This window comes from Amycolatopsis plumensis (assembly GCF_042652605.1).
In the GTDB taxonomy this organism is placed as follows: Bacteria; Actinomycetota; Actinomycetes; order Mycobacteriales; family Pseudonocardiaceae; genus Amycolatopsis; species Amycolatopsis plumensis.
This window is the reverse complement of record NZ_JBHSJY010000001.1, coordinates 8676719-8695671: the sequence shown is the minus strand read 5'-3', so window position 1 is coordinate 8695671 and position 18953 is coordinate 8676719. Positions and strand designations below refer to the sequence as shown.

The following is an 18953-nucleotide window of genomic DNA, read 5'->3' as shown; positions in this document are numbered from 1 at the left end:
AGCGGTAGCCCGCGATGATCAGGCTGGTCCTGGCGGGGTCGTTCACCGTGGATGCCGCCAACCTCAAGAAGTTGCTGTCCGTCGCGCCGGATATCGAGACGGTGGAGGTGGTCGGCTCGGTCGACCACCTCCGCCTGCTGGCGAGGGCCGGACGGGCGGTGACCGCGCTGCTGTACGCCGAACTGTCCGAACCGGACATCGCGGCGGCCGCGCGGGCACTGGCCGAGCTCGACGAGCGCAACACGCTGATCGTGGTGGTCGAGTCGGCCACCGTCGCGAAGGTCCGTTCCGTCCTGAGCGCCGGCGCGCGCGGGATCGTGCTGCCCGACAGCCCGGTCGAGGAACTGCTCACCGCCGTGCGCGCGGTGGCGGCCGGCCACCCGTTCGTGCCGGCGCCGTTCCTGACGTCGTTGGGCGAACGGCTGTTCACCGTCACCGCGCAGGCCGGCCAGCAGCGTGGCGGTCACCGGCTCACGCCGCGGGAGATCGAGGTGCTCCGGTTGATGGCCGTCGGGCTGCCGAACTCCGAGATCGCCGAGGAGCTGTTCATCTCCGAGGCGACGGCCCGCAGCCACGTGCTGAACATCCTGCGCAAGCTCTGCGCCCGCAACCGGACCGAGGCGGTGGCGAACGCCTATCGGGACGGCCTGCTCGCCGCCGAGCACCTCCTGCCCGCCGCGACGGAATGAGAAGATGTGAGCTATCGACGTCCTGAGGAACTGCCGCTGCTCGTCTTCGACGGTGACTGCGGTTTCTGCACCCGCAGCGTGCTGTGGCTGTTCGCCAGGGCCGCGCCGGCGGCCGAGGCCGTCCGGTACCAGCAGCTCGACCTCGCCGCCTACGGCACCACCGTGGCGCGGGCCCGGTACGAGGTGCTGTGGTTCCCGCTCGCCGGACCGGTCAGCGGCGGGCCGTCGGCACTGGCGCGGCTGCTGATGACCAGCCCGAAAACCGGCTGGCGGCTGGCCGGGCGTGCGCTCGGCGCCGTCCCGCTGCGTTGGGTCGCCGTCCCGGTCTACCGGCTCGTCGCGCGCAACCGCCACCGCCTGCCGGGCGGTACCGAAGCCTGCGCCATCCGCATCGTGTCGTGAGTTCCCGAGCTTCCGGCCGGTGTCCGAGATTCCCGTATCCGGGCACCGGCCGGACACCCAATTCCGTTCAGTGCGCATCGCCCGGTGTCTCCTTGCCGCCGATGATCCGGTTCAGCGTCCGAACGTATTCCCGGTACGCCTCGGCCCCGGGCTTGGTGAGGCTGAGCCAGGTGACCGGCCGGTTGTCCGCGACTCCCTTGGCGATTCGGACGTAACCGGCGGTATTGAGGACGGCGACGTGCTTGGACAGCAGCGAATCGCTCACCTCGACGACTTCCTTCACGTACCTGAAGTCCGCTTCGGTGGTCGTGGCCAGTACCGCCATGACCGACAGCCGCACCGGGGAATGGATGACTTCGTCGAGCTTGCGGCGCGGGTGCGGCTCGTTCATTTCTTGCCGAGCGCCACTGCGGCGGCGAAGCAGACCGCGGCCGGCAGCAGGCCGGGCAGTGCCGCGGCGACCGTGCCCTGCCTGAACACGAAGATCTCGAGCGCGCCGGCGACGACCATGGCCACGATGTAGCCGGCCGCCAGCCGTTGTTCGGTTCGCAGCACATCCCGCGCCGACGTGCTCGCGCGGCGGATGCCCACGACCACGAAGAACAATACCACCGGGAACAGGATGAGCAGGGAATCGTACGGTTTCACGACCGCCCGGGGGATCGCGCCGACCACCGCGAAGTAAGCCAGCGTGATGACGCCGAGCAGGATGATGCTGCCGACGTAGACACGCTTCATACGGCCTACCCGATTCTCCATCCGGGTGATCCTGCTCGCGGCGGCGTCATGGTCGAGCGGACTGTCCGCGGTGCCGTCCATGGACTTTCCTTTCTCGTGAGAACGGGTCGCAGTGACCAGGATGCCACGCGCTTGAAGACTTTTCAAGTGACTGAATCCGCAGATTTGTTGATGTCTCGCCCGTCGGGCCGTCCTAGATTTGTGGGGAAAGAGTTCCCGGTCGAAAGGAATGACATGAACCGCATTGAACTCGCCGCCGAGAAGCTGGCCGGAAGCATGGTGCCGCTCCAGGAAGTCACCCCGGAGCAGCCCGTCGTGTGCACCCCCGTGGTCACCGCGGGCTTCGCCGCGTTCGGCATCGGCTACTACGTGGCGAAGGCGTTCGGGCCCTCGGAGGAGGCCTCCGCCGAGGCGTCCGGCGCCGGGATCGAGGCCATGAGCGGCAACGACCTGATCCAGTTCCGCCGTACCGAGGTCAGCGCCTGAGCCACCTGAATGAGGAAGGTTCTCCCACCCCCAGGGAGAACCTTCCGTTCGCGTTCTGCCCCTGCTCGACAGCGCAGCTGACGTCCGCGGCCGGCAGCGTGCCCGCGGCGAGGTACGCGGTCACCTGGGCGTCGACGCAGGGGTTGGCGCGCAGGAAGGACACCGCCGGATCCAGGCCGCCCTGCTCGGTGACCAACCGCGAACCCGGCACCGTGGCGTGCAGCCGCTGGGCATCCCGGTAGGCCAGCGCGATGTCGTCGGTCGCGTGCACGATGAGCGCCGGGGGCAGGCCCGCCCCGGTAATGGCGACCGGGTGCTTGGGGAACGGCGGCCAGAACGCGCACGGCGCCAGGTACCAGGTGTTGTTCCAGGTGGCGAACGGCGCGGTCGCGTGCAGCCGAGAGGCGTCCGCGTGCCACCGGCTCCAGTCACGTGGCCAGTTCGTGTCGGCGCACTGCACCGCGGTGAACGCCGCGTAGTCGTTGTCGCCGTGGTGTGCCGCGAGCGCCTGGTACGCGGTCAGCAGGGCCTGTTCGTCGCCGTTCTGCCGGTAGGCGGCCAGCGTGCCGGCCAGGAACGGCCACAGCCGGCTTTCCCAGGCCACGTTGTGGAACGTCGCTTCGAACTCGAACGGGCCGACCACCCCGGCCGCCGGCTTGTCCCGCACCGCGCTCCGGGCGCGGTAGTACGCCGTGGAAACGGCTTCGGCCGTCGTGCCGAGGTGGTAGCCGGCGTCCTGGCCGGCGATCCAGGCGAAGAAGTCCCTCGACCTGGCGTCGAAGCCGGGGTCCTCCTGCTCGACGTAGTGCCGGTACCAGTCGGCGTCCGGCCGTGCGACGCTGTCGAACACCGCGCGGCGCAGCTTCCCGGGGAACAACGTGCCGTACACCGCGCCGACGTACGTCCCGTAGCCGTAGCCGAGGAAGTCGATCCTCCGCTGCCCCAGCGCCTGCCGCACGTCGTCGAGGTCACGGGCACTGTCCTGGCTGCTCATGTGCGGCAGCAGCCAGCCGTGGCGGGTTGCGCACTTCAGCGCGTACCCGAGCGGGCGTGCCACCAGCCGCAGCTCCTGCCCGGGATCCGCGGGGACCGGGTCCGGCCACGGTGGGCTGAAGTACCCCTCGTCGCAGCTCAACGACGGAGCACTGGCACCGACACCGCGGGGGTCGACGCCGACGATGTCGTACGACGCGGCGAGGTCGGCCGGCATGGCGCCGGCGACCATGCCGGCCACCGCCCGCCCGGTGATCCCCGGCCCGCCGGGATTGACCACGAGCACGCCCTGGGAGCGCACGGCTTTCTTGCGGCTCAACGCGAGCGTGATCTTCCGGTCGTGCGGGCGGGTGTGGTCGAGCGGGACCGCCAGGGTGGCGCACTCCAGGCCGAGCTGGGTCAGGGACGGTTCCGCGCAGGGCGTCCAGGACAGGCCGGTCCGCGCCGCGGCCGGAACCACGGGCACCGAACCGGCCACGAGCACGGCCGTGACGACGGCCGCCGTTCTCTTCACGGTTTCCTCCACAATGGATAGTCAGCCGACCGGGGCGAGCCGGGTGCCCGCGCGCCGGGCGGTCCACCGCAGCACCACCGGCGCCATCAGCGAGGTGGTGATGGCCAGGAGCAACACGGTGGCGTCCATGCCCGGCGTGAGCAGGCCGAGGCTGCGGCCGACCGAAGCGACGATGATGCCGACGACCCCGCGCGCGTTGAGCCCGGCACCGACCGAGAGCGCGTCCCAGTGGCCCAGCCCGCCCACCCGGCCACCGGCGTAGCCGCCGCCGAACTTGCTCGCCACCGCGATCAGGAGGACCACCGCGGCGACCGCGAGCGCGGGCCCGTTCATCAGGTCGGCGAGGGTGACACGCAGGCCGACGGTGGCCAGGAAGAGCGGGGCGAGCACGGAGGTCACCATGATCCGCAACGGTTCCAGGCGCGTGCGGTCGAAGCCGGGGCAGGTGCCCACGACCACGCCCGCGACGAACGCGCCGAACACGGCCTCCAGCCGCAGTGCCTGGCCGGCCGCGGCGCCCAGCAGGACCACGGCGGCCACCGTGACGATCACCGGCCCCGGCCCGCTCGACCGGCCGGCCCGGCTCAGCGCCAGCCGCACCAGCGGCCGGGCCACCAGCGCGGCGGCCAGCAGGAACCCGGCGAGCTGACCGAGCGACAGCAGCACCGGACCCGCGTGGACGCCGGTCACCGCCATGGCGGACACGATCGACAGCAACAGCCAGCCGACCGCGTCGTCGAACACCCCGGCGGTCAGGATCAGCCTGCCGACCCTGGTGTGCACCAGGTCCATGTCGGTCAGGGTCTTGGCGATCACCGGGATCGCGCTGACCCCCATGGCCACGCCGACGAACAGCGCGAACACCCCGCGGTCCACCCCGGCGGGCACGACCGAGGCCGGCAGCAGGTACCCGGTGAGCACGCCACCGCCGACCGGGATCAGCACCCCGCCCACGCTCACCCCGATGGCCGGCTTGATCTGGCGGCGGAGCTGTCCGAGGTCCAGGGAGAACCCGGTGAGCCCGACCAGCAGCACGACCCCGATCTGCGCGACCGAGTCCAGCAGGTGGGCCTGCTGGGCGTCCGGCGGGAAGAGCCACGACGTGAACGAGGGCGCCGCGGCGCCCAGGACCGACGGGCCGAGCACGATCCCGGCGAGCAGTTCGCCCACGAGCGGCGGCAGGTGGAAGCGGACCGCGAGCCTGCCCAGCAGCAGCGCCAGCGTGAGCAGGACGCCGACCTGCAGCAGGAACAACCACAGCGAGTCGGCGGCGATGGGTGGCGGCAGCGAGGCGGCCGCCGTCGGCGCGAGGCTCACGTCTCGACGCTCCCGGCCAGCGCGGTCTCGTCCGCCCGGGGGATCCGGAACAGCTCGGACATGGCCAGCCGGCCGGAGATCACCGCGACGAACGCGGCTCGCGCGTCGGGGTAGCGCTCGTTGAAATCGGCCATGGACCGCGCCTGCTGGAAGTAGTCCTCGCGGTCACGGGTCGGGTCGTAGAAGAACCGCACGTAGTCGAGGAAGCTGGACACCATGTGGTCGATGCCAGTGGCGTAGGCGCGCATCGCGCGGTCGGCGAGGTCGGGCCGGCGCAGGGCCGTGTCGGCGGCGGCTGCCGCCGCGTCGGCGCCCAGCACGGCCAGGCACACGCCACCGGAGAACAACGGATCGATGAACCCGCTGGCGTCGCCGGTGGACAGCCAGCCCGGTCCGGTGACCGCTCGGCCGCGGTAGGACCAGTCCCGGGTGGACCGGTAGTCACCCACACGGGTGGCACCGTCGAGCAGCAGCTTGAGCTGCTTGCTTTCCGCGACCCCCGCGTCGTACAGCTCACCGATGGCCGGGCCGCCGGCGACCAGGCTCGCGGTCGGCGTCACGTACCCGACGCTGAGCCTCCTGGTCACGGCGTCCACCGGGATCGCCCAGAACCAGCCGTGCGTGACCCGCTCGACCAGGATGTTGCCGAGCTGGCCCGCGGGCAGATCCGCGGTGTTTTCGAAGTACGTCCAGTAGGCGATGTTGCGCAGGTCCTCGGCCCACTCGACGGTGGTCAGCCGCCGGGACAGCACCCGGGACTGCCCGGACGCGTCGATCACGAGCGGCGCGGTCACCTCGACGTCCTCGCCCCCGCACTCGTAGCGGACCCCGGTGACGTGGCCGCCGTCGAGGATCGGCTCCTTGACGGTCGCCTCTTCGACGACGGTGACGCCGAGCTGCCGGGCGTGGTCGAGCAGGATCTCGTCGAATTCGGCGCGCCGCACGTGGTACGAGTAGTCGTACGGGCCGTCGATCTCGGCGAAGTTGACGTTCCACAGGGTGCGGTCCGCGCCCCAGACGATGCTGAGCCCGTTCTTGCGCGGGAAGCCCGCCCGTTCGATCCGTTCCCGGACGCCGAGCTCGTCGAACACCGAAAGCATCCCCGTGATCAGCGACTCGCCGATGTGGTAGCGGGGGAAGCGTTCCCGTTCGAGCACCAGCACCCGGTGCCCGCGCTGGGCGAGCAGGCCGGCTGTGGTGGACCCGGCCGGCCCGCCGCCCACGACCAGCACGTCGAATTCCTCAGCCATCCCAAGCCCTTCGTCGCAGGTTCGTCGCCTTCGATGCATCCTCATCCGGACCGGAGGCGTGCAGAAATCCCCAACCAGCCCAGTTGAGCTGCGCGGTCGGGGTAGCCGGGCGGCTACGGTGGCGGAGAAACGGCGGTACGTGCGGTAGAACTGTGGGGTGTCGCACCTGTACCACGATCCGCCCGCCTACCGGCGCCACATGTCCGTCCCCTTCAGCGGTCTGCACACCCGCGCGGCCGCGCACGTCCGGGCGGCGGCGCCGGAGTCGGGTGCGGTGCTCGACATCGGCTGTGGCCCCGGCTCACTGGCGCTGCGGATCGCCCGGTCCCGCGCCGACCTGCGGGTGTTCGGGGTGGACCCGGTGCCCGAAATGGTCACGTACGCCACCGGTCTGGCGGCCCGGCGTGGCCTCTCCGGCCGGGTCCGGTTCGCGGTGGGAGAGGCCGCCGCATTGCCGTACGAGCAGGGCGTGTTCGACGTTGTGGTCGCCACCATGAGCCTCCACCACTGGCACCCGCTCCCGGCCGCGGTGCGGGAGCTGCGGCGGGTCGTCCGTCCCGGCGGCTCGATCTTCGTCTACCACCTGCGGTCCGCCGACTTCGCGGGTCTGCGCGCCGCCGTCAGGGCCGTCGCCCCGGAGTGGGCGTACCAGCGGAAGTTCCTGTGGATGCGGGTTCTGCCGTCGCTGCTGTTCGGCTGCGCGAGGATCAGCGTGCCGGGTCGCCGGTGATGGTCAGGACGGCGCTCGCCGCGTTGTAGCCCTGTGTCCCGCCGACCAGGAGCACCCGGTCCCCGGCGGAAAGCCGGTGCGTGGCCAGCAGGTGGTGCAGGGACACGACCTGGTCGCACGCGCCGAGGTGGCCGACCGTGCGACCGAAGTCCCAAGTGGACAGGGCCATCGGCAGGCCGAGCGGCTGCATGACGCCCGCGTCGACGGCCGGGGCACCCGCGTTGACGAAGATGACCCTGGCCAGCTCGCTCGTGCCGGTGCCGGCTTCGGCCAACGCCTGCCGGGCGACGGAGAAGTACATCGAGGCGAACATCCGCCGCAGGTCCAGCGGGTCGTAACCGGCGCCGGCCACGAACTCGGCGGACCGGGTGGCGACGTCGACCAGCCCGTGGCCCGCGGTTTCCTCCGACGGCGGTGTGCCGCCGCGGTGCAGCCCTTCCAGCTCGGGGAACGTGGTCGAGCAGACCGCGTCCACCCGGGCCAGGCCGTGGTCGCGGCCGAGCACGAGCGCGCAACCGGCGTCACCGGTGCACATCCCGAAGCCCGCGCTGCGCCACCGGTCCATGATCGGGCTTCCGCCGCGCAGCGCCGTGGTGAGCAGCGCGGTGGCCGGCGAGGCGGACATCCCGAGCCACCCGGCGGCCAGTTCCAGCGCGGCGAACATGCCGTTGCAGCCCTGCCGGACCTCGTGTCCCGGCCGCGGCCCGCAGCCGAGTTCGCGGAGCACGTAACCAGCGGGTGACCAGCCGTCCGGGCCTTCCGGGAGCATCGTCGCGTGCACGAGGAGATCGACGTCGCCCGGCCCGATGCCCGCGTCGGACAACGCGCGCCGGCCCGCGCCGACCGCCAGGTCGACCCCGCTCGTGCCGTCCCCGGCGGCGACGCTGACCAGGCCGCTGTACGCGATCTGGCCGGCATCGCACAGTCCGGCCGCGACCGCGTCGTCCGCGCTGATCCGGCCGTCGGGCAGCAGGACGCCGATCCCGCGGACGAAGAGCGACCGCGGCTTCAGGACGTCACCGGCTCTGCCCACACACCACCGAGGTACGGGTGCCAGACGTGGTCCGGGTCGTCCTCCACCGCCCGCAGGATGGTCCGCATGTCCTTCAGTGCCTTCGGCGGTTCGCCGTCGTAGACGTCGCCCTGCAGCATCCGCAGCACGTCGATGCGGTAGCGCGGGTCCTTCACGAACGCCGTGAAGAGCACGTTGAGCCGGTAGAAGATGGCGATGAACTCGTACCAGTAGCCGACCGCCTTCTTCAGCTTCTCCTCGTAGCCGGCGAAGCTGGGCCGGCCGTAGCCGCGACCGGACCGGTGGGCGGCGATGATGTCCCGGGAGACGAGGCGCGCGCTGTTCATCGCGACGCTCACCCCGCTCGAGAAGATCGGGTCCACGAACCGCGCGGCGTCGCCGATCAGTACGAACCGGTCACCCGCGATCTCCGTCATCCGGTAGCTGTAGTCACCTTCGGCCTTGAACGGGCGGACCTGGCGGGCCTTGCGCAGTGCCTTCGACAGCTCCGGCCGCGTGTCCACGAAGTCCCAGAACAGCTCGCCCGGTGCGGAGCCGGCCGAGCTGAAGTTCTTCTTCTGCGTCACGACACCGAAGCTGGTGATGGTGTCGGTGATCGGGATCTGCCAGACCCAGGAGTCCCGCATGGCCAGCCAGTGCACGAAGATGAAGTCCAGTTCGTGGTCCTCGGTGACGAACGCACTGCGGTCGAAGTCCTCGAACCACGCGTGCAGGGCGTACTGGTTGAACACCGGGTCCGGAACCTTCGTCTTCAGCTGCTTGCCGAGCAGGGTGTGCCGCCCGGAGGCGTCGACGACCATGCCGGCGGTGAAGTCCACGTTCGCGCCGGCGATCCGGCAGCTCAGGGTGACCTTCTCCGGGTCGTCGAAGTCCACGTTCAGCACGCGTGCGCCGCAGACCACCCGCGCGCCGCGTTCCTCGGCGTTCTTCAGCAGGATGAGATCGAACTTGCCGCGGTCGACGTGGTAGGTGTAGTCGCGGTCGACGCCCTCCTGATCGCGTTCCACGAACTGCACCACCGCGGGCAGGTTGTGGCTGAGCCCGGCGAAGCCGTTGTTGGGCAGGTTGACCGAGTGCGCGGTCGTCCAGGCGGCACCGTACTTCCGCGGGAAGCCGGCGGCGTCGACGGCGGTGATCGCGCCGGTTTCGACGAGCGGTGGCGTGGCGGCCGGCACCAGGGACTCGCCGACGTGCGGTCGGGGGAATATCTCGCTTTCCAGCAACAGGACGGAAAGGCCGGCTTGGGCGAGATAGGCGGCCGCCGTCGAGCCGGCCGGACCACCGCCGATGACGGCCACATCGAAGTTGGCTTGCATGAGTCCCAGTCTTCGGGCGGCGCCAAGGACACGCTGACGACCCGCTAAAGCGCCCCGGCCACGGCCTTTGGCGGTCCCTTGGCGATCTGTTGGCCGTTGCCGGTCCGATGGGTCCCGTTATGGACTTCGACGTGACTCCCGAGCAGCAGAAGCGGATCGACGCGCTGCGCACCGCCGTGCGCTTCCGCCTGCCCGGCGTGGCCAGGAACTCGCCGGACGCGCACTATTCCCGGGACGAGTGGTCGGCCGCCGCGGCGCTCGGGCTGACCGGCTTGTGCCTGCCGGCCACCGCGGGCGGCGGCGGTCTCGGTGCGCTTGACGTCGCACTGTGCCTGGAAGCGTTCGGCGACGCGTGCACGGACACCGGCCTGGTGTTCGGCGTCGCCGCCCACTTGCTCGCCTGTGCCGTGCCCATCCGGGACTTCGCGTGCCGGAGCGTCCTCGACGAGCTCCTGCCCGGCCTCGCGGACGGGACGCTGATCGGGGCGAACGCGATGACCGAACCGGAGGCCGGTTCCGACGTCGGCGCGCTCACCACCACGGCCAGGCCGGTGGCCGGCGGATACCTCCTCGACGGTGTGAAGTCCTTCGCCAGCAACGGCCCGGTCGCCGACGTGTTCGTCACCTACGCGGTCACCGACCCCACGGCGGGTTTCCTCGGGATCAGCGCGTTCGCGGTCCCGCGCGACCTGCCGGGCCTGGAGGTGGGCGGGCCGATGCCGAAGATGGGCCTGTGGGGCTGCCCGGCGAGCTCGGTGGAGTTCACCGGGTGCCTGGTGCCGGCCCGGTACCGGCTCGGCGAAGACGGCCAGGGCTCGATGATCTTCCAACACTCGATGGGCTGGGAGCGGGCCTGCCTGTTCGGTCTCTACCTCGGGGTGCTGGCCCGCCAGCTGCGCCAGTGCGTCGAGCACACCAGGACTCGCCGTCAGTTCGGCCGGGCGATCGCCGGCTTCCAGGCGGTGTCCCACCGGATCGCGGACATGCGGGTGCGGTTGGATGCCGCGCGGCTGCTGGTCCACCGCGCGTGTTGGCTGCTGGACGCGGGCCGGGACCATCGGGCGGCGGCAGCCGTGTCGAAGGTGGCCGTTGCCGAGGCCGCGATCGCGAACGGCCTCGACGCGGTGCGCGTCTTCGGGGGCGCCGGGTACCTGGCCGAGGGTGGCGTCGAGGCCCAGCTGCGGGACGCCGTCCCGGCGGCGATCTTCTCCGGCACGACGGAGATGCAGAAGGAGATTCTGACCCGGGAGATGGGCTTGTGACCAGGCTGCACGAAGCGGTGCGGGCCGCGGCCCGCCGATATCCCGACCGGCCGGCCGTCACCGGGCCCGACGGCTCGCTGACCTACGCCGAGCTGGACCGGCGGGCGGACGCGATGGCCGCGCGCCTCGCCGCGGCGGGGGTGGGCCCGGGGGACCGGGTCCTGATCTGGGCCGCCAAGTCCTGTGCCGTGGTGACCGCGATGCAGGCGGCCCTGCGCCTCGGCGCGGTCTACGTCCCCTTGGACAGCACGTCTCCCGCGCGCCGCGCGGCGAACGTGGCGCGGTCGTGCACACCACGCGCGGTGTGCACGACCCCGGAACGTGCGCGGGAGATCACGCCCTGGCTCGAGGGCACGACTGTCGTCGTCGACCTCGGCGAACCGCTTCCCGCCGCCGTGCCGCCGCCCGTCGAGACCGGCCAGGACGACCTCGCGTTCATCCTCTACACGTCCGGCTCGACCGGTGACCCGAAAGGCGTTTGCCTCAGCCACGCCAACGCCTTCGCCTTCGTGCGGTGGGCGATCGCGACGCTGGCGATCGGACCGGACGACCGGCTCGCCAACCACGCACCGTTCAGTTTCGACCTCTCCGTCCTCGACCTGTACGGGGCGCTGTGCACCGGTGCCGCTGTCCACCTGGTCGAGGCGGAACTCGCCTATGCCCCCGTCCAGCTGGCCGAGTTCCTGCGGGAGCGGGAGATCACCGTGTGGTACTCGGTTCCCTCGGCGCTGATGCTGATGCTGCGCGAAGGCGGTCTGCTCGACCGGCCGGCGCCGCCATCGCTGCGGGCCGTGCTGTTCGCCGGGGAGGTCTTCCCGATCGGTGCGTTGCGTGAACTCGCCGGCTGGACCCGCGCGCGGCTGCTGAACCTCTACGGTCCCACCGAGACCAACGTGTGCACCGCGCACGAGGTCCGTGCCGAGGACCTGCTGCAGGACCGGCCGGTGCCGATCGGCACCGCGGCCAGTGGCGACACCGTGTGGACGGTCGCACCGCCAGGGGAGCCGGGTGAGCTGTACGTGAGCGGGCCGTCGGTGATGCGCGGCTACTGGGGCGAGGAACCGCACCGGGGCCCGTACGCCACCGGCGATCTGGTGACGGTCCGGGACGACGGTGCTTTCGAATACGTCGGCAGGCGCGACACGATGGCCAAGGTACGGGGACACCGGGTCGAACCGGGCGACGTGGAAGCCGCGCTGCACACCCACCCCGCGGTCGCCGAGACGGCCGTCGTGGTCGGTGGCCAGGAGCTCGAAGCGCGGCTGGTGGCGTTCGTCGTACTCCGTCCCGGCGCCCGGACGGGAGTGCTGGCGATCAAACGCCACTGCGCGGAGCGGCTGCCGACGTACATGATCCCGGGCGAGGTGCACACGGTGTCCGCAATTCCCCGTACCAGCAACGGAAAAATCGATCGGACCGCGCTCATCGCCACCTTGCGGGAAGGCAGCGCGGTATGAGAGGAGCACAGCATGCAGGCGGACGTTGAGCAGCGGCTCATCGAGTTCATCCGGGACAAGTTCCTGGCCGGCGACCCCGAGGGAGAACTCGGCGCGGACACCCCGCTGCTGCAGTGGGGGATCCTGGATTCGCTGAAAGTCGCCATCCTGTTGACCTTCATCCGCGAGCGGCTCGGCGTGATCGTGCCCTTCCAGCACCTGAGCGCCAAGAACTTCGGCACCGTCAGCGGGATCGCGACGCTGGTGCGGGAACTGGGCGAACCTGCGCCGGACTACGCCGACTCCGTCCACTCGCTGCCGCCGGCGTGACAGGTCGCGAGCAGCTCGTCGTCCGCCCGGAGGATTGCCTGCTGAACCCGCTGCAGCATTCGGCCCGGGCGGACGCCGAGCTGGTCGTCCAGTGTCTTGCGGGCGAGGTGGTAGACGTTCAGCGCGTCCGCCTGCCGGTCGGAGCGGTAGAGCGCGATCATGAGCTGGCGGTGGAAGGTTTCCCGGGTCGGGTGCTCGGCGACGATGGAGTGCAGTGGCCCGACCAGCTCCCGGTGCAGCCCGCTGGCGAGCCGGCAGTCGATCAGCGTTTCCAGGCACGCCATCCGGGTCTCCTCGAGCCGGGTGACGAACCCGTCGACGAGGTGCCCGGCGCGCAGGCCGCCGAGGACCGGGCCGTGCCAGAGGGCCAGCGCGCTCTCCAGTGCCCGGATCGCCTCCGGGTACCGGCGGTGCCGCGACAGTGCCCGGCCGTTCGCGGCGAGGCGGAGCACGATGTCCGCGTCGCACTCCTGGGCGCCCTTGTGGAGCACGTACCCGGCCTGGTGGGTGACCACGGTGGTCGCCGGGAACCCCGCGGCCGCGAGGATCTTGCGCAGCTGCGAGACGTAGACCTGCAGGGCCGCGGTGGCCCGGCGGGGCGGGTCGTCGGCCCAGATCTCCGCGATCAGCTGGTCCCGCGTGACCAGCTCACCCGCACGGATCAACAGCACGGCGAGCACCGCCTGGACCTTCGGCGGCCCCACGGCGGTGACGCGGTTGCGGTCGGCCAGGCGTAACGGGCCGAGGACTTCGTAGCGCATGGTGTGAGTCTCGTCTCGCGATCGTGGTTGCGCCATGCTGGAGTGGGCCGCTGATCGGGCACCGCACGGCATAGCCGTCCGGGTAGCGTGCGGCAGTGGCCGCATGGGTCAGGACGCGCTGTCCAACGCGGCCAGGTCGATCTTCCCGTTCGGGGTGGCCGGCATGGACCGGTGCGCGCGGAACGCCATCGGCACCATCTGCGGTGGCAGCACGCCGGTGGCGAACGTGCGGAGCTGCTCACCGGTGACCTCCGCGTCGCCGGACCGGGTGTAGTGCGCGGTGAGCAGGGGTTCGCCGTGCTGGTTCGCGGCCACGGTCACCGCGCACTGGGCCACCAGCGGGTGCCGGGCGATCGCGGCTTCCACCTCGCCCAGTTCGACCCGGAACCCGCGGATCTGGACCTGGCGGTCCTTGCGGCCGATGTAGTGCAGGTCGCCGGCGGCGTCCCGGACCGCCCAGTCACCACTGCGGAACGTTCGCACACCGGCGCGGACGGTGAAGCGCTCGGCCGTGAGGTCCGCGCGGCCGAGATAGCCGTGGCTGACTCCGGAGCCGGAGACGAGCATCTCGCCGGGCGTGCCGGCGGGGACCGGTCGCAGGTCCTCGTCCACCACGGTGATCTCCAGGTGCGGCAACGGCACCCCGATCGGGGTCGTACCCGGCCACCCGTCCCCGGCGTCCGGCGCCAGCACGTGCCAGGTGGCGTGCACGGTCGTCTCGGTGATGCCGTACATGTTGACCAGGGTCGCCCCGGTGGCCACGGCCAGGTCGTACCAGCGCCGGATGGCGGGCGGGTGGATCGCCTCACCGGAGAACATCACGTACCGCAGTGCGGGCAGCCGCGCACCCCGTGCCGCCAGTTCGTCCAGCAGGTAGTCGAACGCGGTCGGCACCTGGTTGAGCACGGTCACGCCCTCGGCCCGGAGGACGTCGATGAACGCGCGCGGATCGGTCGCGGTCTCGTGGGAGATCATCACCGCGGTGCCGCCGTTCAGCAGGGCGCCCCACAGCTCCCACACGCTGACGTCGAACCCGTACCCGCAGAACACGGACCAGACGTCCGTCGCGTCGAAGCCGAAGACCTTCTTGCCGGCGTCCAGCAACGCCAGGACGTGTTCGTTGCCGACGAAGACCCCTTTGGGACGGCCGCTCGAGCCGGACGTGTAGATCACGTAGGCGACGTCCGGCGGGGTTTCGTGCCGGACGGTCCGGGGGCCGGTGACGACCACGTCCGGCCGCCAGGCACCCCGGTCCGCCGTGACGACCACGGTCACGCCCGCGTCCTCGGCGATCAGCTCCCGGCGGGCTGCCGGATACGCCGGGTCCAGTGGCACGTAGGCACATCCGTGCGCGAGGATGCCCAGGATCCCGACCGCGACGGGCACACCGCGGGGCACGCGCAACCCGATCAGGTCCCCGGGCCGCGCGCCCGCGTCGGCGAGGCGGTCGCGCAGGTCCTCCGCGGCAGCGCGCAGCGCGTCGTAACTCAGGGACAGTTCACTGTCGACCACGGCGACCTGGCCGGGGTCGAGGGCGGCCTGCGCCGCGAACCTCTCGTAGAGCGTCATGGCGTCGGGCTCCCTATGGTTTCCGGGATTCGTGGGTGAACAGCACGTCGAAGCATCCGTCCGTTCCGGACCACGTGAGGACGGCCCGGTAGCCGAGCCGCGCGCCCAGCGCGCACATCTGCGCCGGGTCGGTCCCCGGCGGCGGGGGCGGCCGGGACTCCAGTTCCGCGAGCACGGCGAGCTCACCCGTGAGCCGCAGGTTCGGGATCCCGGTGACGGCGAGCCCGCGGCCGGCCACCTCGGCGAGGTGGCCGGTCAGCTCGGTGGTGCTGGTGACGTCGACGCCCCACGCCAGCCGGCGTGCCACCGGGTGCGCCGGCCGCGGCGCCTCGGTCAGGATGACGTCGTACCGGTGCCTGCTCAGTTCGTTGTGGTACTCGGCGTTCTTCAGGCGGACGTCCGCGCCGTACGGCAGGCCGGTGAAGAAACCCGGGTCGACGAGCAGCTCCTTTTCCAGCCGCAGCAACCGTTCCAGTGTCGTGCGGTCGCCGCCCTTCGCGACCGCGACGGCGGCCAGCAGGCACCGCTGGGTCCGTGGGTTGCGGACGTCGCCGACGAACACCGCGCCGCCGGGCGCCAGCAGCCGGAACACCCCGTCGAGGACCTCGCGCAGGTAGCCGGTGCCGGGGAAGTACTGCACGACGGAGTTGAGGATCACGGTGTCGAAGAACAGCTCCGGCAGGTCGCCGAGTTCGTGGGCGGCGCCCTGCCGCAACACGACCCGGTCGGCGATGTCGTCACCGAGGGTGTCCTCCAGCCAGTCGATCGCGGCACCGGACGCGTCGACGCCCCAGTACGTGTCGCAACGTCCGGCCAGTTCGGTCAGCAACAGCCCGCTGCCCACGCCGATCTCCAGCACGCGCCGGGGGGTCAGCGTGCTGATCCGCCGGACCGCGGCGTCCCGCCACTCCCGCATTTCCGCGAGCGGGATCGGCTCACCGGTGTAGCTGCTGGTCCAGCCGGCGAACCGGCTGTCCGGGTCGCCCGTCAGCGACCCGGTGTAGAGCTCGTCGTAGAGCGCTTCCCAGGTGCGGACGTGTTCGGCGGGCGTGGTCATCTCCCGTCCGCCCCGGCCGCGGCGAAGGCCGTCACCGCCCCGCGGAGGTACTCCGCGTCGATCGGGCCGCAGACCACCGCACCGGCCAGCGCCGAGGTGGCCAGCGACGTGTCGTACTCCGGTTCACGCCAGCCTTCCGCCACGTGCCGCTTCCAGGCACCGACCACGGCGAGCACCAGGTCCCAGCGCGAGTCCCGGTCCGCCGCGGACCGGCGGACGAGTGCGGAGTACCAGGTGTCGATGTCCACCGGTCGCACGTCGTGCCCGGCGAGGGTCATCGCCTCCCCCAGGACGCGGAAGCTGAACGGTTTCGGCGCGACGAGGTGGTAGTGCCCGCCAAGGGACTCCCGCCGGCGCGCCAACGCCGTGATCGCGTCCGCGACGTAGTCGACCGGGGACGCGGGCATGGGCACGTCCGAGTCGGGCACCAGACCCAGGTACGTGCACGCCCGCACGATCTCGCTGGTGGCGTCGGCCGGTTTCCAGTAAGCGGGCGAACTCGCGCCCATCAGCCTGGTGGCGCGGTAGACCACGGTCGGGACACCCCGCTCGTTGGCCAGGTCCAGCATCCGCTCGGCCACCCATTTCGTCGCCAGATAGCCGTTGCGGACGTCCGGTGGGTCCTCGCCCAGCGGCAGCTCACGGCCGGCGACCGCCGGATCGGGGTGCTCGGTGAGCCCGGCGAACGACGGGTAGTGCACCGGTTTGGTCCGGCCGGTCGCGGCGAGCCGGAGCACTTCCCGGGTCCCGCCGACGTTCGCCGGCCGCAGGCGCCGGTAGCTCGGCAGGATGTTCAGGTTCGCAGCCGCGTGGTAGATCTCGGCCACGTCGTCGCCCAGTGCGGCGAAGTCGGCCTCGGCCAGCCCGAGCAGCGGCTTGCCGAGGTTCCCGCACATCGCGGTGACCCGGCCGTGGTACTCGTCGCGCCACAGCCCGGCCGAGCGAAGGGTGGCCCGCAAGCGCGCCGACCCGTCGTCCGCGGTCTGGTCCCGGACCAGGCAGGTGACGGTGGCGGTGGTGGTGCGGAGCAGCCGGTCGAGCAGGAACGTGCCGAGATACCCGGTGGCCCCCGTGAGCAGCACCCGGTGCGGGGACGCGGTCCACGCGCCGGCCCCGGCGCCGGTGATCGACTCGTCCAGGGTGACGTCCGCCCGGAGGTCCTGGTGCCCGCGGGGCGCGGGCTGGGTCTCGCCGCCGGCCTCGACCAGCTTCGCCAGGTCGCGCACGGTCGGGTGCTCGAACAGCGTGTGCAGGGTGACCGTGATGTTCCAGGCGTCCCTGATCCGGTTGATCGCGCGGGTGCCGAGCAGCGAGTGCAGGCCCAGTTCGAGGAGGTTGTCGCCGGCGCCGATCCGGTCGACGCCGAGGATGTCGGCCATGAGCGCGGCGATCGACTTCTCGGTCGGCGTGCCCGGCTCGTCGTCCGGTGCCCCGCCACGGGCGGGGTCCGCGCGCCGGGCGCGGTCACCGAGGTACTCGATGTCGCCGTGATCGGTCACCCTGGCCCACATCCCGGACCGCGTGCCGCCGACCTCGACCAGGCCGGGTGCGCCGAGCGGGACTTCGCGCCCCTGCCGGTCCACGAGCCGCAGCGGCCGTCCCGGCGCCGCCCGCAGCAGGCCGGCCACCCGGGTGTCCGCGGCGGCGAGCAGGTCCAGGTTGACCGTGTCGGCACAGGCCCGTTCCGTGCGCCGCCGCTCGTCGCCGGTCCGGACGTCGATCTCGTCGAGTGTCGTGCCACGGCTCGTACCGACGATCGCCCGCAGCGTCTCGCGCACCCGGCGCAGCAACAGGTCGGCCTGGTGTGCGCTGAACCGCCGCCGGTCGTGCACCAGCCGCATCGGCATGGTGCTGCCGGGCATCACCATCAGCACCAGCGGCAACTGCGGCCGGGTGTCCACCGTGTAGCCGCGGATCGTCACGTCCTCGCCCGGCAGCGAAAACTCCGGGATCGGGATGTTCTGGTACGTGACCAGGGTTTCGAAGAGGCGCTCCGGCTGCGGCAGCGGGCTCCAGCGGTGGATGTCCACCAGGCTGTTCCCGGAGTGTTCGTGCGCCGACAGCACGGAATCCTGGACACGCGCGAGGTAGTCCAGCACCGGCTCGCCGGGCCGGACCGCCGTGCGGATCGGGAACGTGCCGACCAGGCAGCCCACGATCGACTCGGCGGCGGGCACGTCCCGCGGCCGGTCGGCGAACGTCGTCCCCACGGTCAGGTCGTCGGTGTGCTGGCAGCGGGACAGCACCAGCGACCACGCCCCGTGGACCAGGGTGTTCGCGGTCAGGCGGTGCTCGCGGGTGAAGGCCCGGATGTCGCCGGCCAGGTCGGCCAGGTCGAGATCCGCCCCCTCGTACGGGACCTCGCCCCGGTCGGCGGCCGGGGGAGTGCCGAGGTCGAGCGGTGCGGGCGGGACGTAGCCGGCCAGTTCGGCCCGCCAGTACTGTTCGGAGCCGGTGCCGTCCGGCTGCCGCCACCGGGCCACGTAGTCCCGGTATCGCCCGGCGCGTGGCAGTTCCGGTTCCCGGCCCTCGTGGTAGGCCCGGTAGGCACGCATGAACTCGGCGAGGATGATCCCGACCGACCACCCGTCCAGGATCAGGTGGTGCACGCTGAGCAATTGGTACTGCCGGTCGTCGGAGACGCCCAGGCACAGGTCCATCGGCGGCCGGTCTTCCAGGTCGAACCCCTTGACGCGCGCCGGACGCAGGTAGTCCTGGATCCGTTGCCGCTGTTCGGCCTCGCCGAGCAGCCGCAGGTCCAGCTCGGTGCGCGGCAGCGTGATCCGGCGGTGCACGGTCTGCACGGGCTTCTTGATGTCGTTCCAGTGGAACGTGGTGCGCAGCGCCGCGTGCCGGTCCACGATGTGCTGCCACGCGCGCCAGTAGGCGTCCCGGTCGAGCGACCCGCCGAACTCCAGCACGGACTGCTCGACGTAGGTGCCCTCGCCGGGCGCGTACAGGTTCTCGAAGAGCATCCCGTGCTGCAGCGGCGTCAGGTCGTAGACGTCCTCGATATCCCGTGCGCTCACCGGCTCGTGCTCCGTACTGTGTCGTAGTGGTCTGCGGGGCC

General features: G+C 71.5%; 18 protein-coding genes. 7 read left to right on the top strand and 11 right to left on the bottom strand.

Features of this window, described 5'->3' with window-relative positions; all coding sequences use genetic code 11:
* Positions 1 to 14: 14 nt before the first annotated feature.
* Both ACFPLC_RS41735 and ACFPLC_RS41730 read left to right on the top strand, forming a co-directional pair.
* Positions 15 to 689 carry a LuxR C-terminal-related transcriptional regulator gene (locus ACFPLC_RS41735; RefSeq protein ID WP_378200099.1) on the top strand — a complete coding sequence of 225 codons (675 nt, stop codon included), beginning with the start codon at positions 15 to 17 and terminating at the stop codon, positions 687 to 689.
* Positions 690 to 695: 6 nt separating this feature from the next.
* Positions 696 to 1091, top strand: coding sequence for a thiol-disulfide oxidoreductase DCC family protein (locus ACFPLC_RS41730; RefSeq protein WP_378200096.1), 396 nt, complete (start codon positions 696 to 698; stop codon positions 1089 to 1091).
* A gap of 67 nt (positions 1092 to 1158) precedes the next feature.
* Here the strand turns inward: ACFPLC_RS41730 and ACFPLC_RS41725 are convergent, their stop codons facing one another.
* Together ACFPLC_RS41725 and ACFPLC_RS41720 are read right to left on the bottom strand one after the other, a co-directional pair.
* Entirely contained in the window at positions 1159 to 1482 is a 324-nt protein-coding gene (locus ACFPLC_RS41725) for a winged helix-turn-helix domain-containing protein (protein WP_378200094.1), read from the bottom strand.
* A complete protein-coding gene (locus ACFPLC_RS41720; protein ID WP_378236133.1) occupies positions 1479 to 1829 on the bottom strand; it encodes a hypothetical protein in 351 nt (116 codons plus the stop codon). The genes ACFPLC_RS41725 and ACFPLC_RS41720 overlap by 4 nt, the downstream gene beginning before the upstream one ends.
* A 234-nt stretch (positions 1830 to 2063) precedes the next feature.
* Here ACFPLC_RS41720 and ACFPLC_RS41715 point away from each other — a divergent pair, with 234 nt between their 5' ends.
* On the top strand, positions 2064 to 2315 hold the full coding sequence (locus tag ACFPLC_RS41715) for a hypothetical protein (RefSeq protein ID WP_093947761.1): 252 nt from the start codon (positions 2064 to 2066) through the stop codon (positions 2313 to 2315).
* Here ACFPLC_RS41715 and ACFPLC_RS41710 read toward each other — a convergent pair.
* From ACFPLC_RS41710 to ACFPLC_RS41700, 3 genes are read right to left on the bottom strand one after another with little or no spacing between them, the layout of a single operon-like run.
* Positions 2305 to 3822, bottom strand: coding sequence for an alpha/beta fold hydrolase (locus ACFPLC_RS41710; RefSeq protein ID WP_378200087.1), 1518 nt, complete (start codon positions 3820 to 3822; stop codon positions 2305 to 2307). The two genes, ACFPLC_RS41715 and ACFPLC_RS41710, sit on opposite strands and share 11 nt — an antisense overlap.
* Before the next feature lie 21 nt (positions 3823 to 3843).
* Positions 3844 to 5139: a cation:proton antiporter gene (locus ACFPLC_RS41705; RefSeq protein ID WP_378200084.1), complete on the bottom strand. Its 1296-nt coding sequence runs from the start codon at positions 5137 to 5139 to the stop codon at positions 3844 to 3846.
* Positions 5136 to 6389 carry an NAD(P)/FAD-dependent oxidoreductase gene (locus tag ACFPLC_RS41700; protein WP_378200081.1) on the bottom strand — a complete coding sequence of 418 codons (1254 nt, stop codon included), beginning with the start codon at positions 6387 to 6389 and terminating at the stop codon, positions 5136 to 5138. Before ACFPLC_RS41700 ends, ACFPLC_RS41705 begins: the two co-directional genes overlap by 4 nt.
* Positions 6390 to 6546: 157 nt before the next feature.
* Here ACFPLC_RS41700 and ACFPLC_RS41695 point away from each other — a divergent pair, with 157 nt between their 5' ends.
* Positions 6547 to 7119, top strand: coding sequence for a class I SAM-dependent methyltransferase (locus tag ACFPLC_RS41695; RefSeq protein ID WP_378236131.1), 573 nt, complete (start codon positions 6547 to 6549; stop codon positions 7117 to 7119).
* On the opposite strand, the gene ACFPLC_RS41690 is transcribed toward ACFPLC_RS41695, so the two are convergent.
* Both ACFPLC_RS41690 and ACFPLC_RS41685 read right to left on the bottom strand, forming a co-directional pair.
* Positions 7097 to 8152 carry a ketoacyl-ACP synthase III family protein gene (locus tag ACFPLC_RS41690; protein ID WP_378200075.1) on the bottom strand — a complete coding sequence of 352 codons (1056 nt, stop codon included), beginning with the start codon at positions 8150 to 8152 and terminating at the stop codon, positions 7097 to 7099. The two genes, ACFPLC_RS41695 and ACFPLC_RS41690, sit on opposite strands and share 23 nt — an antisense overlap.
* Positions 8128 to 9468, bottom strand: coding sequence for an NAD(P)/FAD-dependent oxidoreductase (locus ACFPLC_RS41685; protein ID WP_378200072.1), 1341 nt, complete (start codon positions 9466 to 9468; stop codon positions 8128 to 8130). Before ACFPLC_RS41685 ends, ACFPLC_RS41690 begins: the two co-directional genes overlap by 25 nt.
* A 119-nt stretch (positions 9469 to 9587) precedes the next feature.
* Between ACFPLC_RS41685 and ACFPLC_RS41680 the strand changes: the two genes are divergently transcribed.
* The 3 genes from ACFPLC_RS41680 to ACFPLC_RS41670 are packed head-to-tail and all read left to right on the top strand — an operon-like array spanning position 9588 to position 12496.
* A complete protein-coding gene (locus ACFPLC_RS41680) occupies positions 9588 to 10730 on the top strand; it encodes an acyl-CoA dehydrogenase family protein (RefSeq protein WP_378200069.1) in 1143 nt (380 codons plus the stop codon).
* Positions 10727 to 12187 (top strand): amino acid adenylation domain-containing protein, encoded by a 1461-nt coding sequence (locus tag ACFPLC_RS41675; RefSeq protein WP_378200066.1) that lies wholly within the window; start codon positions 10727 to 10729, stop codon positions 12185 to 12187. Before ACFPLC_RS41680 ends, ACFPLC_RS41675 begins: the two co-directional genes overlap by 4 nt.
* 12 nt (positions 12188 to 12199) lie before the next feature.
* Positions 12200 to 12496, top strand: a complete 297-nt coding sequence (locus ACFPLC_RS41670; RefSeq protein WP_378200063.1) for an acyl carrier protein — start codon at positions 12200 to 12202, stop codon at positions 12494 to 12496.
* On the opposite strand, the gene ACFPLC_RS41665 is transcribed toward ACFPLC_RS41670, so the two are convergent.
* From ACFPLC_RS41665 to ACFPLC_RS41650, 4 genes are all read right to left on the bottom strand, one after another.
* Positions 12460 to 13257, bottom strand: a complete 798-nt coding sequence (locus ACFPLC_RS41665) for an AfsR/SARP family transcriptional regulator (RefSeq protein WP_378200060.1) — start codon at positions 13255 to 13257, stop codon at positions 12460 to 12462. The genes ACFPLC_RS41670 and ACFPLC_RS41665 overlap by 37 nt on opposite strands.
* 108 nt (positions 13258 to 13365) lie before the next feature.
* Complete coding sequence (locus tag ACFPLC_RS41660) at positions 13366 to 14826, bottom strand: amino acid adenylation domain-containing protein (protein WP_378200057.1); 1461 nt, start codon at positions 14824 to 14826, stop codon at positions 13366 to 13368.
* 13 nt (positions 14827 to 14839) lie between these two features.
* Positions 14840 to 15883, bottom strand: coding sequence for a class I SAM-dependent methyltransferase (locus tag ACFPLC_RS41655; protein ID WP_378200053.1), 1044 nt, complete (start codon positions 15881 to 15883; stop codon positions 14840 to 14842).
* Positions 15880 to 18912: a thioester reductase domain-containing protein gene (locus ACFPLC_RS41650; RefSeq protein WP_378200050.1), complete on the bottom strand. Its 3033-nt coding sequence runs from the start codon at positions 18910 to 18912 to the stop codon at positions 15880 to 15882. The genes ACFPLC_RS41655 and ACFPLC_RS41650 overlap by 4 nt, the downstream gene beginning before the upstream one ends.
* Positions 18913 to 18953: the final 41 nt, after the last annotated feature.

Bases quoted from the DNA above. Each gene is read 5' to 3' on its own strand.
- ACFPLC_RS41735 (WP_378200099.1), top strand. From the start codon at position 15: ATGATCAGGCTGGTCCTGGCGGGGTCGTTCACCGTGGATGCCGCCAAC.
- ACFPLC_RS41725 (WP_378200094.1), bottom strand. From the start codon at position 1,482: ATGAACGAGCCGCACCCGCGCCGCAAGCTCGACGAAGTCATCCATTCC.
- ACFPLC_RS41720 (WP_378236133.1), bottom strand. From the start codon at position 1,829: ATGAAGCGTGTCTACGTCGGCAGCATCATCCTGCTCGGCGTCATCACG.
- ACFPLC_RS41715 (WP_093947761.1), top strand. From the start codon at position 2,064: ATGAACCGCATTGAACTCGCCGCCGAGAAGCTGGCCGGAAGCATGGTG.
- ACFPLC_RS41700 (WP_378200081.1), bottom strand. From the start codon at position 6,389: ATGGCTGAGGAATTCGACGTGCTGGTCGTGGGCGGCGGGCCGGCCGGG.
- ACFPLC_RS41685 (WP_378200072.1), bottom strand. From the start codon at position 9,468: ATGCAAGCCAACTTCGATGTGGCCGTCATCGGCGGTGGTCCGGCCGGC.
- ACFPLC_RS41680 (WP_378200069.1), top strand. From the start codon at position 9,588: ATGGACTTCGACGTGACTCCCGAGCAGCAGAAGCGGATCGACGCGCTG.
- ACFPLC_RS41670 (WP_378200063.1), top strand. From the start codon at position 12,200: ATGCAGGCGGACGTTGAGCAGCGGCTCATCGAGTTCATCCGGGACAAG.
- ACFPLC_RS41665 (WP_378200060.1), bottom strand. From the start codon at position 13,257: ATGCGCTACGAAGTCCTCGGCCCGTTACGCCTGGCCGACCGCAACCGC.
- ACFPLC_RS41660 (WP_378200057.1), bottom strand. From the start codon at position 14,826: ATGACGCTCTACGAGAGGTTCGCGGCGCAGGCCGCCCTCGACCCCGGC.
- ACFPLC_RS41655 (WP_378200053.1), bottom strand. From the start codon at position 15,883: ATGACCACGCCCGCCGAACACGTCCGCACCTGGGAAGCGCTCTACGAC.